Here is a 13,644-nt window from a genome sequence, read left to right as displayed (position 1 = left end):
ATACTGAATATTAGCATTCAGTACTTGTGATATTCTTCACTAACTCAATTAGCCCTGAGTTTCAGCTAATTTCCGTATAACTAAGCAGATTTTACTACTCCTCCAAGCTATGTCAAGCCAATCAACGAATTTACTCCCAAACTTTATCGAGTTAAAATATTTACAACCTTATAAGTAGTCTGTTGGTATCAAGCAACTTCATGCGTAGTCACCTGGACGACGAAGAATCAGAAATGGGTTAGCAGGTTTCACTTCATAGTTGCAGTAATCTGTTTGAGCTTTGGCGATCGCTCTTGGGTGTGCCTAGTTTACTCTATACTTAGACATACAAACAAAAATTGATACTTAAGGATCGTCGCGATCAATCATTGGCAACCAAACCAAGGGTAAAAGCTTTCGCGGACTCCTTGATTATCTCGAAAACAAAGAGCATTCATTTAGTCAACTAAACTTTATAAATGCTCTCTTATTGCAGGCTTTCAGTAGTAGTGCTGTGAAAGATATCGTAATAAATTCTTTCTGCTTCATAACTTCCTAAACGTTCTGCGAGTGATCGCTGAAATTAGCGCTCGTTTATCTAATGTAAACTATCAACAAAAGAATTCATTATGCCTTAAGAAAAGGTATAGGTTAAGTATAAATTATTCTACGTACTGATAAATATTTGAATAAAGATCATATTTTAGTTTGCGATCGCTAAAATTAAGTACCCATAAACCTATTTACACGAGATAATAATAAGCTCACATCACCTTCAGCTGTTGTCCCATCAACCATTACAGAACTTATTCTGGCTTGGTTTAGGTAATTCACTTGACAGTCACAGGGTCAAATTTTGCAAGTTGTTCTGAACCAAACAATGAAAACATCTACCAAATTGCTAGCTCGCCTGGAGTATTATTACCAGCAAATCAAAACGATCATCCTGACTCGGCAGAATCCGATTACTGGTTTACTACCTGCGAGTACAGCGATTACAGCCCACGGCGATTATACTGATGCTTGGGTACGAGACAACGTTTACAGCATTTTGGCAGTTTGGGGTTTAGGACTTGCATACCGCAAGATTGATGACGATCAGGGACGCACTTATGAGCTAGAACACAGTGTGATCAAACTGATGCGCGGGTTGCTCTTTGCAATGATGCGACAGGCTCATAAAGTAGAGACATTTAAACATACTCAGTCGCTACTGGATGGACTGCACGCTAAATATAATACCGCAACCGGCGACATTGTTGTTGGTGATGACAAATGGGGACATTTACAACTGGATGCCACATCTATATTTTTACTGATGTTGGCACAAATGACCGCAGCCGGATTGCAAATAATTTTTACCATTGATGAAGTTAATTTCGTCCAAAATTTGGTTTACTACATTGGACGAGCTTACCGCACACCAGATTACGGCATTTGGGAACGTGGCAATAAAATTAATCGTGGTAGTGCTGAGTTAAATGCCAGTTCCGTAGGCATGGCAAAAGCTGCTTTAGAAGCTATCAACGGACTAAATTTATTTGGTGTGCGTGGTAGTCAAGCATCGGTGATTCATGTGCTACCAGATGAAATCGCCCGCGCCCGGATTACTTTAGAATCCTTATTACCGAGAGAATCTGGTTCCAAAGAAATTGATGCAGCGTTGTTAAGTATTATTAGTTATCCTGCCTTTGCAGTGGAAGATTTGCAGTTACGCGATCGCACGTTGAACGATATCATCAATAAACTCGCAGGTAAATACGGCTGCAAACGCTTTCTACGTGATGGACACCAAACCGTTTTAGAAGATCATCAACGCTTGCACTACGAACCGTGGGAACTCAAGCAATTTGAGCATATTGAATGCGAATGGCCGTTATTTTTCACTTATTTAGTTCTAGATGGCTTATTTAGCGGCGAGCAAGAGCAAGTTAAAAAATACCAAGAGCTTTTAGAATCATTACTTATAGAACAAAATGGGTTGCGTTTATTGCCAGAACTTTATTATGTTCCAGCAGAAAACATAGAAGCAGAAAAGTTAGCACCCCAAACGCAACCACGTTTGCCCAATGAAAATATTCCCTTGGTGTGGGCGCAGAGTTTATATTTTCTCAGTCAAATGTTGAGTGAAGGCTTAGTCGCGGTTGGTGATATCGACCCTTTGGGGAGACATTTGTGTGTGGGAAAACAGCGTGAAGCGTTGGTACAAATCGCTTTCTTAGCAGAAGATGAAGATTTACAGACGAAACTAGAAGTTCACGGAATTGAAACACAAACGCCTACCCAAGTAGAACCGATTCAGGTGAGAAAAGCTGGAGATTTTTCCGCTATTTATACCCAAATTGGACGTAACGATAAACTTGGTTTAACTGGGCGTCCAGTGCGGCGGCTGCGGAGTTTAACAACATCTAGAATCTTTCGGATTCGTGGCGAAACAATTGTATTTTTACCTTCCTTTTCCGACTCTCAACAGTTTTACTTAACCCTTGATTACCATTTTCTCCTGGATCAAATTAGAAGCGAACTAGCTTACATTCAAAAATATTGGAATGATTTAGGGCGTCCTACTTTGACTTTAATGTTGACGCATACCATGTTAGAAATCGGTTCTGAGGCATTACTAGAACTAATGCAAGAACTGAAAAATGGTGTTTGTAACGGTGTGCGGGTGAAATTAGGGCGGCTAAATCAGCTAATGCTGACAGCTGGAATCCAAAGAATTGATTTTCTTCCAAATGCAGAATTCTCGCGATCGCCAGTGAAAAATGCTGGGCTACGTTGCTATTACCTACCTTATCATCCTGAGAAAAACTGGCGCTTAAGAAATACCCAAGAGTTTCAAATGGAGTGCGAAACCAACTTGGGGTTATTACTTTCTTACTTACGCTCATCAGAGAATATCTACGAGCAAATTGAGTTGTTGCAAACTTTAACTCGCTTGCAAGGAATGAAATTTGATACAGGGTACGGGGAACCAGGACATCCCGTGATCGTAGCCGATTTACTAGATGAAGTTTACACCAAAGCTGGAGATTTAGGTATTTGGGCAGTGGTACGCCGAGCTGCGGGATTACGGCAAATGGTTGATATCAGCCTATCAGATGCAGTCACAAGTATTTTGGTACGGGGCAAGCAGATTGCTGTGGGTAAAGCTTACAGTGAAACGTCCTTAATTACCGTACCCATGTCCCACAATGAAATTGCCGATAAAATTAATCATTTTTGTCGTGAGGATATACGCGATCGCGTCCTAACTCAAGAGATTTTAATCTATCTTGGTATCTTAATTCGATCAGAATCTGAACTATTTCAGGGACTACTGACGCTGAGAGTCGGCTATCTCATCTTATTGATAACCAGTGAACTAGCCCAGGAATTGGATGTTACTCAAGATGAAGCATACGATCACTTAATGCAACTCTCACCCTTTGAAGTGAAAATGCGCTTGCGTCAAGTATTAACTAGATATGCTGGCATGAGTAACCTGTTGCGCCAGCAAGAATCACTGCACGTCAAGCAAAAAGAAAGTGATATTGCTTGGGTGGTGTTACCAGCAATAGGAGAAGTAATGGAAGTCCCGCCAGACGGTTGGCGACGATTTCGCCAAGCTGAGGGTGCGACGGGGCGCGTACCAAAAGAGTTTTTTAAGCAAGTTTGGCTATTAATGCAACATTGCAAGGGTCTAGTAATTGGCGATAAACTAGAGCGCCGCAATCGTTTAGATAGTGAGCTAATGTTGTCAGAAATGACAGCCGGGGAAAGAAATTTTGCTCTGTTAGTTGAGCATTTGCTGAATAAAATCGAAGCTCCAGAATATCGCCAAGTTAATATTGAAGCATTAAGAGAATTAGCTGCGATCGCTGCCAATAATCCCAACCTGCAAATCGAAGAATATATTGTGTTGGATGTGTTAATTGGTCATGCAGTACGATTAGCATGGTTAGAACACCATCCCGATAGAGGCGATCTCTATGATGAGGATAAGGCTAATGCGTGGCGATCGTTTTACAACACCTCTTCTAGAGATTGCGCTAGTTATATTTTGAAAGCTTTCCGCTTTTTAACAGAGTTTGTGAAAGATTTTTAAACGCAGAGGAACGCGCAGAGGAACGCAAAGGATGAGAGAGAATGAGTTGAGTGGAGTGATTATTGGTTGTGCGATGAGGGTGCATACTGGTTTGGGGCCTGGTTTATTGGAGTCGGCTTATGAAGTGTGCTTGGATTACGAGTTGAAGGAAGCCGGATTGAATGTTGGTAAGCAAATTCCATTGCTTTTGGTTTACCAAGATGTGCAACTGGAATGTGTTTATCGATTAGATTTGATAGTTGAAAACAAAGTAATTGTAGAAATTAAATCTGTAGAATCCTTCCACCCGATTCACTCCGTTCAACTCCTAACCTATCTCAAACTAGCAAACTGCAAACTAGGTCTTCTCATCAACTTCAACGTCCTCCACCTCAAAGAAGGTCTTAAACGCGTAGTCAACAACCTCTAACTCTTCCTCCGCGTTCCTTTGCCTTAAAAATCTACTTAACAGAAACAGCATCAACATCAATGGTGCTTCCAGTGGAGGTAGAACCCTCAGTACTATTAGCTACTTCAGTATCCACATCACCTTTACGAGCTTTCCAGCCTTCAATTACTAGCCCGGATACCTCACTAACTAGCAGGGTCAAAAGGAAAACATCATCAATCTGTCCCACAACAGGTATAAAATCTGGGGCAATATCAATTGGGCTGACCAAATAGACTAACGTTCCTAAAATTACCCACCAACGGTACTTGGGGTTACGAAGCAAATTGCCATACCAAGTGTAAAGTGATTGAATTGAAAATTTCATATTTTGAACCTCTAGTTATCTTTAATTTTGACAAATTATCCTAAAAATTCCTGGTGGGAATAACCGCCCTAGTTAGTCTGGAAGACGCTACTCGTCACCAAATACCTCCTCTGCGATTCTACACAAGAGTCTAGTAATTCCCTGACAACAAATAATCAGGGCGATCGCACCCATGTTACTACTATTTATGATTGGGACAACTTTAAGGAAACTTGGTAAACCTATTTGGTCGAGGATTTTCACCTCGAATTATCCCAATCATCCATACATCGCTGCTTCAGCAGGTCGTCCCATTAATGTTTTTCTACTCTTGGTGAAGGAAGTCAGTTTATCATTCAATTGCCTACCCAGCACCAAGTTTCTACAGCAGTCAAAGTCAAATACGCCATACTTACACCGTCTTTTTAGGTTTTCGAGAAATTTATTTTTTGGAAGTCCCTCATTTTGCATTAATCTCTAGAATTAAAATGCTTTAGCATATTTGCTCTAGTCATGGAGGGAGGAAACTTAAACAGTGGATATTTTAGATTTATTTTATAAGGGCGGGCCCGCGATGTGGCCTTTGCTAGTTCTCTCGATTCTGTCTTTAAGTGTGATTTTTGAACGTTTGTGGTTCTGGTTGCGAATTTTGACTCAGGAAAAGCAAATAGTCGATCGCATCCTGAATGCTGCCCAGGATAATTGGGAACTAGCTGCGGACATTGCAAGACAAGCAAGCCATCAGCCTGTCGGGCGTTTTCTCTATGCCCCTCTACGCTTCACAAAAAGTGATGCGGAAATCTTTCGACTAGCACTGGAGGCTACGGCGGAAGATGAATTAGCTGGAATGCGGCGGGGCGAAAAACTTTTAGAAGCCGTAATTGCCCTAGCGCCACTGCTGGGATTGTTAGGTACGGTTTTGGGTTTGATCCGCGCTTTGCGCTCAATTCGGATTGGCGATTTGGGAACTGAATCTACAGCTGGAGTGACAACTGGTATTGGTGAATCACTGATTGCTACGGCAACTGGGCTAATCGTTGCGATTATTAGTTTGGCATTTTACCGCCTATTTCAAAGTTTTGTAGTCAACCAAGTTAAAGTTTTTCGGAAGGCAGGGAATGAGATGGAATTGCTCTACCGCCAGTCCCCCCCTGATTTTAGTAATAGAACATCAGCAATTGTGGGGGAAAATTTTACTCCACCCCGCAAGCCAGGAAAGACTAAGCTTTCTGAACCCCCTGAACCTCCAAATTCATCTGAGCAATAGTCAAGAATTCAACCCCTGAACTAGACGTTAGAGTGAGACAATGAAAGTTAATCTACATACTCCAATTGAAGAAGTCCAAGTTCAAATCATTCCCTTAATTGATGTAATTTTTTGTATCCTGACGTTTTTTTTGTTAGCAGCTTTGCAATTTACCCGGCAACAAGCAATAAATGTTGATTTGCCTAAAGCCAGCCCCAGTACAGTATCTGGGATAAGCTCACAGAGTGGAAGTCTGATTGTAAGTATCGATGCCGTTGGCAATACTTATATAGAAAAACAGCCTGTAAAACGGGAGGATTTGCGACAGAGCTTAAAACAGTATCTCCAACGAAATCCCAGTGCCATTGTGGTGCTTAATGCTTCACGGACAGCAACTTACAATGATGTGATTGAGACATTGGACTTGCTACGGCAAGTAGGGGGCGATCGCGTTTCTTTGGGAATTATTCCCGGCCCATCTGAACCACCCACAAACTCACTTAACCAGCCTACTGTCCCGTCATTTCCATTCAATCCTGGTGCAGCACCAGTACCCACCACAGCACCATTTCCAGGCATTAATCCCGAAGGGAATATTACCCCTAAATTTCCCTTAGCACCTAATTCTGTACCCTTGCCTACGGTAACTGGTCAACCTTCAACTAGACAAGGCATCAGTCCAATCAATCCTGGTATTTCTAACCCACCAGCATCTCAAGCGCCTGTAGCACCCAAACAAACCCAACCTACTTCTTAATAAAAAATGAGATAAGGGCATGGGGCATGGGGCATTGGGCATGGGGCATGGGGCATTGGTTATTTCTCCTCTTGCCTCCCCTGCTTCTTCATCCCCTATCTCCACTCCCCTTCAAGCTCTTTCCCAATCCTAAAGATATCTAAAATAAAATTTGGTTAGAGAAAAATTTACTGCTAATTTATAAATAATTGGTTGAGCTTTAAAGATTTTTCCACCGATAAACTAAAGTAATTTATCACCAATTGCCATTCACGTTTCAAGGGTTGTGGCATGAATCTCGTGACGCTTTTAATTGTTTGGATAGTAACAGCTATCAGTCTGTTGATCATTAGCAAATTGCCTCTGGGAGTCGAAATTGATACTCCAGGTAAAGCCTTCTTTTCTGCCGCAGTGCTTGGTATTGTGACGGCAATAGTCAGACCAATTTTAAGCCTCGTTTTTGCAGTACCAAATTTACTCACATTAGACTTGTTATCCAGCATTTTCACATTTATGATTGCTGTGGTTTGTTTTAGTATGGCTGCTTGGTTAGTAGAAGGTTTTCGCTTGCGTTACGGGATTTGGAGTGCTGTTATTGGGGCATTTGCGCTCACTATAATTAACAGTTTAATCTACAAATTATTGGGCGTATAAAGTTAAGAGCAACTCTTAACTCTCCCAATTTTAGATTTTGAATTTTGGATTTGAGTAAAAATCTAAAATCTAAAATTTAAAATCTAAAATTGAATAACTCCTAACTATTCGTTGGAACTTGGGGGAGCAACTGGGGTAGTTGTTTGTTGTTTACGTTGCTCGCGTTTTTTGCGATCGGCTGAGAGCATATCTGCCATCACCACCAGGGCTTGCGCCATTTTGTCTAGGTTAGAACGATATAGTTCCAAATCCTTGTTTAGTTTGTCATCAAAGAGGTGCAAGCCAGCAGCGATCGCTTTTAGTGCCTCAGTGAGTTGCTTTTCATTTTTAACCAATTCCGGATCTGACAGTTCTAATAACGAAAACACACCAATTGCAAACAAACGGTTGTATTTAAAGTTAGGATTGTTGGCGATCGCTTGCAGGTGCGCTTGCAAGTTAGCATCTCGATCTAAGTGAGTAGTTTGACTTAGCCACGCAATTAAATCTTTAACTGGTAAACCTTTAGCTACAGTTTGCAATCTTTGGGCATCCTGTTGATAGTGTTGCGGATCTCGTTCTATAGCGCGACATAGGGCGTTAAAAATTGATTCTTGATCACGTTCTGGTTGATAGCCTTCCATGAAGCGGTCAAAGGTAGTGACGACACCCAAGGCATAAATTGGATTGTAGCTAAAATCGATATTTACTGACAGCAGATGCATTTCCACCATCAATTCTTCTACTACCCGACGATAAATAGTGTTGATCGGACGGGTGTGAAGATTGTAGAAAGTTCGCTTTGTATCAGAGACAGTACGGACGTTGTTCACAAAGAAAAGAGAATGTTAAGGGCGACGTTCCTTTATTTTCTCGCTTAAAGCCAACTTTGCCAAGTTAAGCTTTTAGCTGGTGACGGTTTCATTTACAATAGACTTATCCACAAATAAACCTCAAAATAGCTGAAACCCTTACATAGCTGGCTTTTTAGCTTATATAAAACAGGAACCTCTAAAACCCTCTCCAGAGCTAGGTTTCAGCCAAATAAAGTTCTCATTTCCGGATAAGTCTAATATAGACTAAATCAGAAGTACTTTATAAGCTGCTAGCCACAGGGAATAAGACCCTTTACCCTAAAAACTAGCCAAAAATTCTTATCCTGAATGATTCGTTTATCGCATTTATGAACTTCTCGCCCCAGTTAATTGCTTTAGGTGAGTACCTAGCTGGTGAATTTGATAATCGGGAACAAGCCATAGCAGAGCCAGTTTGGTATGTCCACCTCCGCATGTGGCAAAGACCAGTTAATCTGTTCACAGAAGATAGCATCACCCTGTTTGCCGAACAAGCAAACATTATTAACATAGATCAACCTTACCGCCAGCGAATTATGCGGTTGCGTCAGAGGAGCAACTCTGACGCATCTCTGGAAGTACAATACTACATGCCTCAAGATCCAGGTGCATTAAGAGGTGCAGGTGATAACCCTGCCCTACTGAACACACTAACACCTGAACAATTAGATTTACTACCAGGTTGTATCCTCACAGTTACCCAGGAAACACTGGCCCGCGATCGCTATCAGTTTACCGCTACCCCACTATCAGAGACTCGTTGCAGCTTTACTTATCTTGGCAATAGCGTCTATGTTTCCTTGGGATTTGAAGCCACTGGAGCCGAATTTCACAGCTACGACAAAGGAATTGATCCAGTAACTGGAAAAGCAACTTGGGGAGCGATTATGGGGCCTTATCGCTACACCAAGCGAAATCAGTATTGAACAAGATAAAGTTATGAGTCATGAGTTATGAATTATGAGTTTGAATTATGAGTTTGAATTTTGAATTAACTCCTCACTCTTAACTCCTAACTCCTTTTTAGCTGGCGATGCTACGAGGCACACCTTCTAAAGCTTCCTCTTCTGTTTCAAAGATTTCAAAGACAGTATCCATCATGGTCACTTCAAACACGAGTTTGGCTTCTGGATGTACATTCGAGATACGGAAACTGCCCTTGACTTTATCAGCATCACGCATCCCAGCTACCAAAGACGTAAGACCGGAACTATCAATAAAATTTACCAGAGCCAGATTTACAACTACATGGCGGCTGAGTTTGGAAATACACTCCTGTAACTTTAGGCGAAATTGCCAAGCAGTGGTGATATCTAGGCGACCTGCTGGCGTCAGGACAATAACGGTGTTTCCGTCTTGGGTTGTATAACTTTTTTGGTCTATATGAATCACTAAAGCCCTCCCCGTGGCATTCTTTTGTCAGATTAACTACTTACAGAATTTTCTAATGCTGTCACTTGAGACTAACAAGCTATAGCTAAAATTGTCACCTTTTTCTGCTAAGTGCCCACCTACTTAGTTTAACTCACCAAAATAGTGCTGAGTTGCAAGTTGAAATGGGGAGTGGGGAGATGAGGGGGATGTAGCTTTAGCTTCCCGCAGGGTGGGAGACAGGGGGATGAAGAAAGTGTTTTCCCAATGCCCCATGCCTAATGCCTAATGCCTAATGCCTAATGCCCGGTTTTCAAGTCACTATTGAGGTGGTGTCCAGTTAATCCAATCTTGGGGCTTGAGGAAGGTTTCATATAACTCGGCTTCAGGGGAATTGGGTTCTGGCTGATAGCCGTATTCCCAGCGCACTAAAGGTGGTAGGGACATGAGAATTGATTCGGTGCGTCCGTTAGTTTGCAGACCAAAAATTGTGCCTCGGTCATAAACCAAGTTAAATTCTACATACCGTCCCCGGCGGTAGAGTTGAAAATTCCGTTGGCGATCGCCATACTCTATCCCATGTCGCCGTTCTACAATTGGTACGTAAGCTGGTAAAAATGCTTTGCCACAGCCTTGCACAAAGGCAAATAAATCTTCCCAATTGCGGGTTGCTGGTATTCCCACCTGGTTGCTATAAATAGCCGCTTCCCCATTGGGGTTTGGCCCGCGATATAAAGCACCCTGACCATCTTGGTAATCAAAAAACAGACCACCTACACCCCGTGTCTCATCACGATGCTTGAGGTAGAAATATTCATCACACCACCGCTTAAACACTGGGTAATACTCTGGGTGGTGTTGGTCGCAAGCCTGTTTTAATGTTTTGTGTAAATGTGCCGCATCTTCAGCAAAGGGGTAATAAGGTGTCAAGTCAATACCACCACCAAACCACCACACTGGCCCCGCTTCAAAGTAGCGATAATTTAGATGAACTGTCGGCACGTAAGGATTACGAGGATGTAATACTAGTGAAGTGCCCGTGGCATAAAAGCCATGTCCTGCTGCTTCAGGGCGTTGGGTTAAAATTGATGGGGGCAAACTATCTCCCCAAACTTCCGAAAAACCTACACCTGCTTGTTCAAAGATTGCACCATCACGGAGAATACGCGATCTGCCTCCGCCTCCTTCTGGGCGTTCCCAACTATCTTCGAGAAACTTACCCACACCATCTAGTTTTGCCAATGATTCGGTAATTTCGTCTTGCAGCTGTTTCATAAACTGACTGACCCTAGTCTGAGCGTCAGTCGCTGGCAAAGACTTGGATGATGCTGCTACAGTTGGTGTTTGTGAGTTGGTCAACATAGATTCTTGAACCTAAATTACAATTTCCAGAAAGCCACAAATTTATCATCTTAAAATTTAGGGGAAACACGCACCAACAATCAAGCTCTATTTGCCCAACCCGCTTTTTTATTACTGGTTAAGCATTTATAGGATTGATGGGCATCACTAGAGTTATTTTCCCTCAAATGCGTATACGCTTGTATATTGACTGAGTTTTTTTTGAAATTTTATTTTTAATTGGAATATTTTGATATAAACACTAGACTTTAGTCGTAACCTTGAAATATCAAGGGTTTGACTGCCTTACTCAAAACTTCTTTGCCATATTCCGATGTTGGCTGTTGGTGTCTGCGCGGAATCGGGGCTTGCTATGTTTAGGGCATTTCTGAGAAAGTTTTAATTTAGGGGTTGAGCCTAGTTGCACACCATACCAGAGTTACCAGAAAGTCTCAAGGGAGCAGGATTAGGAAAATGCAAGGTTGGTTATCCAAATTCATCCACCGCAAACGTCGTCGTTTTTGCGCTTCTCTGGTGTGGACGTATCGAGAGATTAGTTCTGCTTCTGTAGACGAACTGTGGCAAAAAGTGGTTGACTTAACAGATGTTTCCTGGCATCCACAACTTAAGAGTACTAATGTCCCATACGGATTAGTACCCAAACCAGGATTGATTTTTCAAGCTGTAACACGCTTTTCCCCGATTCCCATTCGGATTTTTGTCGAACGCGTCAATCCTAGAGAGATGCTGAGTATCCGAGTGCTGGCGATTCCTGGGATAGAGGAACGGGTGACTTATCAAGTAGAGTCAACGGTTTGTGGTACTTGTCTGTCTTATTCTGTAACGCTACGGGGTTGGTTATCGCCCCTGATTTGGTCTTTATCCCGTCCTTATGCAGACCGCGTAGCACGGTCTTTAGTAGAGTCAGTAGAAAAGACAGCATTGGCAACGGTATCTAGTAAGAAAAAATCCCTTAATGACAGTTGTTTTGATTTTTAGGTACTGGAGAGTGGCGTTAGGGTACAGGTTAGAGGTTACAGCTGATAGCGAATAATCTGTGCCCCTTCGGGTTCGTACCCCTACAATACAAGCAAGCTACGCGTATCGTCTCATGTCTTGAGAAGGGCTGTAGGGAGAAGGAAGTGGCGTGGAAACCCCCTTTGCGTACCTTCTCGTAGAGAAGACCGCATTGGCTTACCTGTAACCTGTACCCTATTACCTTTTTATGTTCCTAAAGAAAGTTAAGATTCTATTAGGTGATAATGCAATTTGCTAAGTTTTATTACGGCAGTAACAGTAAAAACACTAAGCTGACCTTACTTAAGAAAGCATCCAGTTGATAACTAAGATGTTCGCCACGAGTGTATTTCTTCATTTTGAATTTTTATGTACGATGTCCTCGATTCTCACTCTGTCTTAGAAGTTTTGCGACCAGTGGAAGACCCAGAACTCCGCAAAAGTCTGGTAGAACTGAATATGATTCGCAACGTCAAAATTGACGCTGGTAAGGTTAGTTTCACTTTAGTGTTAACCACTCCTGCTTGTCCTTTACGTGAATTTATCGTTGAAGACTGTCAGAAAGCTGTCAAAAAACTCCCAGGCGTTACAGATGTCAACATAGAAGTGACGGCAGAAACACTGCAACAAAAAAGTTTACCCGACCGCACTGGCATTTCTGGGGTGAAAAATATCATTGCTATTTCCAGTGGCAAAGGTGGCGTTGGTAAAAGTACGGTGGCTGTGAATGTAGCAGTGGCTCTAGCTCAAACTGGGGCGAAAGTCGGCTTGCTAGATGCTGATATTTACGGCCCCAATGACCCTACCATGCTGGGTCTAGCTGATGCCCAAATTACTGTGCGCTCAACCCAAACAGGTGACATCTTGGAACCTGCTTTTAATCACGGTGTCAAATTAGTTTCAATGGGCTTTTTGATTGACCGAGATCAACCAGTAATTTGGCGGGGGCCTATGCTCAATGGTGTAATTCGCCAGTTTCTCTATCAAGTTGAATGGGGAGAACTGGACTATTTGATTGTAGATATGCCACCGGGAACCGGAGATGCTCAGTTAACCTTAACCCAAGCAGTGTCGATGGCAGGGGCAGTAATTGTCACCACGCCACAAACTGTAGCCCTGTTAGATTCTCGCAAGGGATTGCGGATGTTCCAACAAATGAATGTCCCGGTATTGGGGATCGTGGAAAATATGAGCTATTTTATACCCCCTGATCAACCAGATAAGCAATATGACATCTTTGGTTCCGGTGGTGGCTCCAAAACAGCCGCAGAATTAGGAGTGCCACTTTTGGGGTGTGTACCTCTAGAGATTTCCACGCGAGTTGGTGGTGACAGTGGTGTGCCGATAGTAGTTGGTGAACCAGATTCGGCTTCGGCAAAAGCATTAACAGCGATCGCTCTTACGATTGCTGGTAAAGTATCAGTTGCTGCTTTGACATAAATTAATTTTAATTTCTATTTGCTTCCTGGGCTATAGCCTGGGAATACTAGGGAGTGGGGAGTGGGGAGTGGGGAGATGGGGGAGATGGGGGAGATGGGGGAGATGGGGGAGATGGGGGAGAATTCTTAAACAAGTTTCTTTCTTGTCTCTTCCCAATGCCCAATGCCCAATGCCCAATGCCCAATGCCCAATGCCCAATGCCCAAT

At 42.5% G+C, this 13,644-nt stretch carries 14 protein-coding genes; 8 read left to right on the top strand and 6 right to left on the bottom strand.

The features are described 5' to 3' along the window. Positions 1-859: 859 nt before the first annotated feature. Positions 860-4,066: a glycoside hydrolase family 15 protein gene (locus tag PUQ00_RS07590; protein WP_300414760.1), complete on the top strand. Its 3,207-nt coding sequence runs from the start codon at positions 860-862 to the stop codon at positions 4,064-4,066. 31 nt (positions 4,067-4,097) lie between these two features. Continuing rightward, positions 4,098-4,475 (top strand): GxxExxY protein, encoded by a 378-nt coding sequence (locus PUQ00_RS07585; protein WP_300414758.1) that lies wholly within the window; start codon positions 4,098-4,100, stop codon positions 4,473-4,475. Positions 4,476-4,506: 31 nt separating this feature from the next. Here the strand turns inward: PUQ00_RS07585 and PUQ00_RS07580 are convergent, their stop codons facing one another. Together PUQ00_RS07580 and PUQ00_RS07575 are read right to left on the bottom strand one after the other, a co-directional pair. Continuing rightward, positions 4,507-4,821, bottom strand: coding sequence for a YkvA family protein (locus tag PUQ00_RS07580; protein ID WP_300414756.1), 315 nt, complete (start codon positions 4,819-4,821; stop codon positions 4,507-4,509). Positions 4,822-4,908: 87 nt separating this feature from the next. Beyond that, the gene (locus PUQ00_RS07575) at positions 4,909-5,064 is read right to left on the bottom strand and encodes a hypothetical protein (protein WP_300414754.1); all 156 of its coding nucleotides are present in this window, start codon (positions 5,062-5,064) and stop codon (positions 4,909-4,911) included. Between the two features lie 271 nt (positions 5,065-5,335). On the opposite strand from PUQ00_RS07575, the gene PUQ00_RS07570 reads away from it, so the two are divergent. The 3 genes from PUQ00_RS07570 to PUQ00_RS07560 all read left to right on the top strand — a co-directional run bounded on the left by PUQ00_RS07570 (position 5,336) and on the right by PUQ00_RS07560 (position 7,436). Beyond that, positions 5,336-6,067: a MotA/TolQ/ExbB proton channel family protein gene (locus tag PUQ00_RS07570; protein ID WP_300414752.1), complete on the top strand. Its 732-nt coding sequence runs from the start codon at positions 5,336-5,338 to the stop codon at positions 6,065-6,067. Between the two features lie 40 nt (positions 6,068-6,107). Further along, positions 6,108-6,803, top strand: coding sequence for a biopolymer transporter ExbD (locus tag PUQ00_RS07565; RefSeq protein ID WP_300414750.1), 696 nt, complete (start codon positions 6,108-6,110; stop codon positions 6,801-6,803). A gap of 270 nt (positions 6,804-7,073) precedes the next feature. After that, positions 7,074-7,436, top strand: a complete 363-nt coding sequence (locus PUQ00_RS07560; protein WP_300414748.1) for a phage holin family protein — start codon at positions 7,074-7,076, stop codon at positions 7,434-7,436. 104 nt (positions 7,437-7,540) lie between these two features. Here PUQ00_RS07560 and psb29 read toward each other — a convergent pair whose 3' ends face one another. Continuing rightward, positions 7,541-8,248 (bottom strand): photosystem II biogenesis protein Psp29, encoded by a 708-nt coding sequence (gene psb29 / locus PUQ00_RS07555; RefSeq protein ID WP_300414746.1) that lies wholly within the window; start codon positions 8,246-8,248, stop codon positions 7,541-7,543. A 350-nt stretch (positions 8,249-8,598) separates the two neighbouring features. Here psb29 and PUQ00_RS07550 point away from each other — a divergent pair, with 350 nt between their 5' ends. Beyond that, on the top strand, positions 8,599-9,195 hold the full coding sequence (locus PUQ00_RS07550; RefSeq protein ID WP_300414744.1) for a chromophore lyase CpcT/CpeT: 597 nt from the start codon (positions 8,599-8,601) through the stop codon (positions 9,193-9,195). 97 nt (positions 9,196-9,292) lie between these two features. Here the strand turns inward: PUQ00_RS07550 and PUQ00_RS07545 are convergent, their stop codons facing one another. The 3 genes from PUQ00_RS07545 to hemF all read right to left on the bottom strand — a co-directional run bounded on the left by PUQ00_RS07545 (position 9,293) and on the right by hemF (position 11,002). Beyond that, positions 9,293-9,661, bottom strand: coding sequence for an STAS domain-containing protein (locus PUQ00_RS07545; RefSeq protein ID WP_292830645.1), 369 nt, complete (start codon positions 9,659-9,661; stop codon positions 9,293-9,295). A gap of 123 nt (positions 9,662-9,784) precedes the next feature. Beyond that, a complete protein-coding gene (locus PUQ00_RS07540; protein WP_300414742.1) occupies positions 9,785-9,916 on the bottom strand; it encodes a hypothetical protein in 132 nt (43 codons plus the stop codon). A gap of 45 nt (positions 9,917-9,961) precedes the next feature. After that, the gene (gene hemF, locus PUQ00_RS07535) at positions 9,962-11,002 is read right to left on the bottom strand and encodes an oxygen-dependent coproporphyrinogen oxidase (RefSeq protein ID WP_300414740.1); all 1,041 of its coding nucleotides are present in this window, start codon (positions 11,000-11,002) and stop codon (positions 9,962-9,964) included. 453 nt (positions 11,003-11,455) lie between these two features. On the opposite strand from hemF, the gene PUQ00_RS07530 reads away from it, so the two are divergent. Together PUQ00_RS07530 and PUQ00_RS07525 are read left to right on the top strand one after the other, a co-directional pair. After that, on the top strand, positions 11,456-11,980 hold the full coding sequence (locus PUQ00_RS07530; protein WP_300414738.1) for an SRPBCC family protein: 525 nt from the start codon (positions 11,456-11,458) through the stop codon (positions 11,978-11,980). Between the two features lie 387 nt (positions 11,981-12,367). After that, positions 12,368-13,438, top strand: a complete 1,071-nt coding sequence (locus PUQ00_RS07525) for an Mrp/NBP35 family ATP-binding protein (RefSeq protein WP_300414736.1) — start codon at positions 12,368-12,370, stop codon at positions 13,436-13,438. The last annotated feature ends 206 nt before the right edge of the window (positions 13,439-13,644 follow it).

The sequence above is a fragment of the Nostoc sp. S13 genome, assembly GCF_029379315.1.
GTDB lineage: Bacteria > Cyanobacteriota > Cyanobacteriia > Cyanobacteriales > Nostocaceae > Nostoc.
The sequence above is the reverse complement of the archived record's forward strand: the minus strand, read 5'-3'. Positions and strand labels throughout refer to the sequence as shown.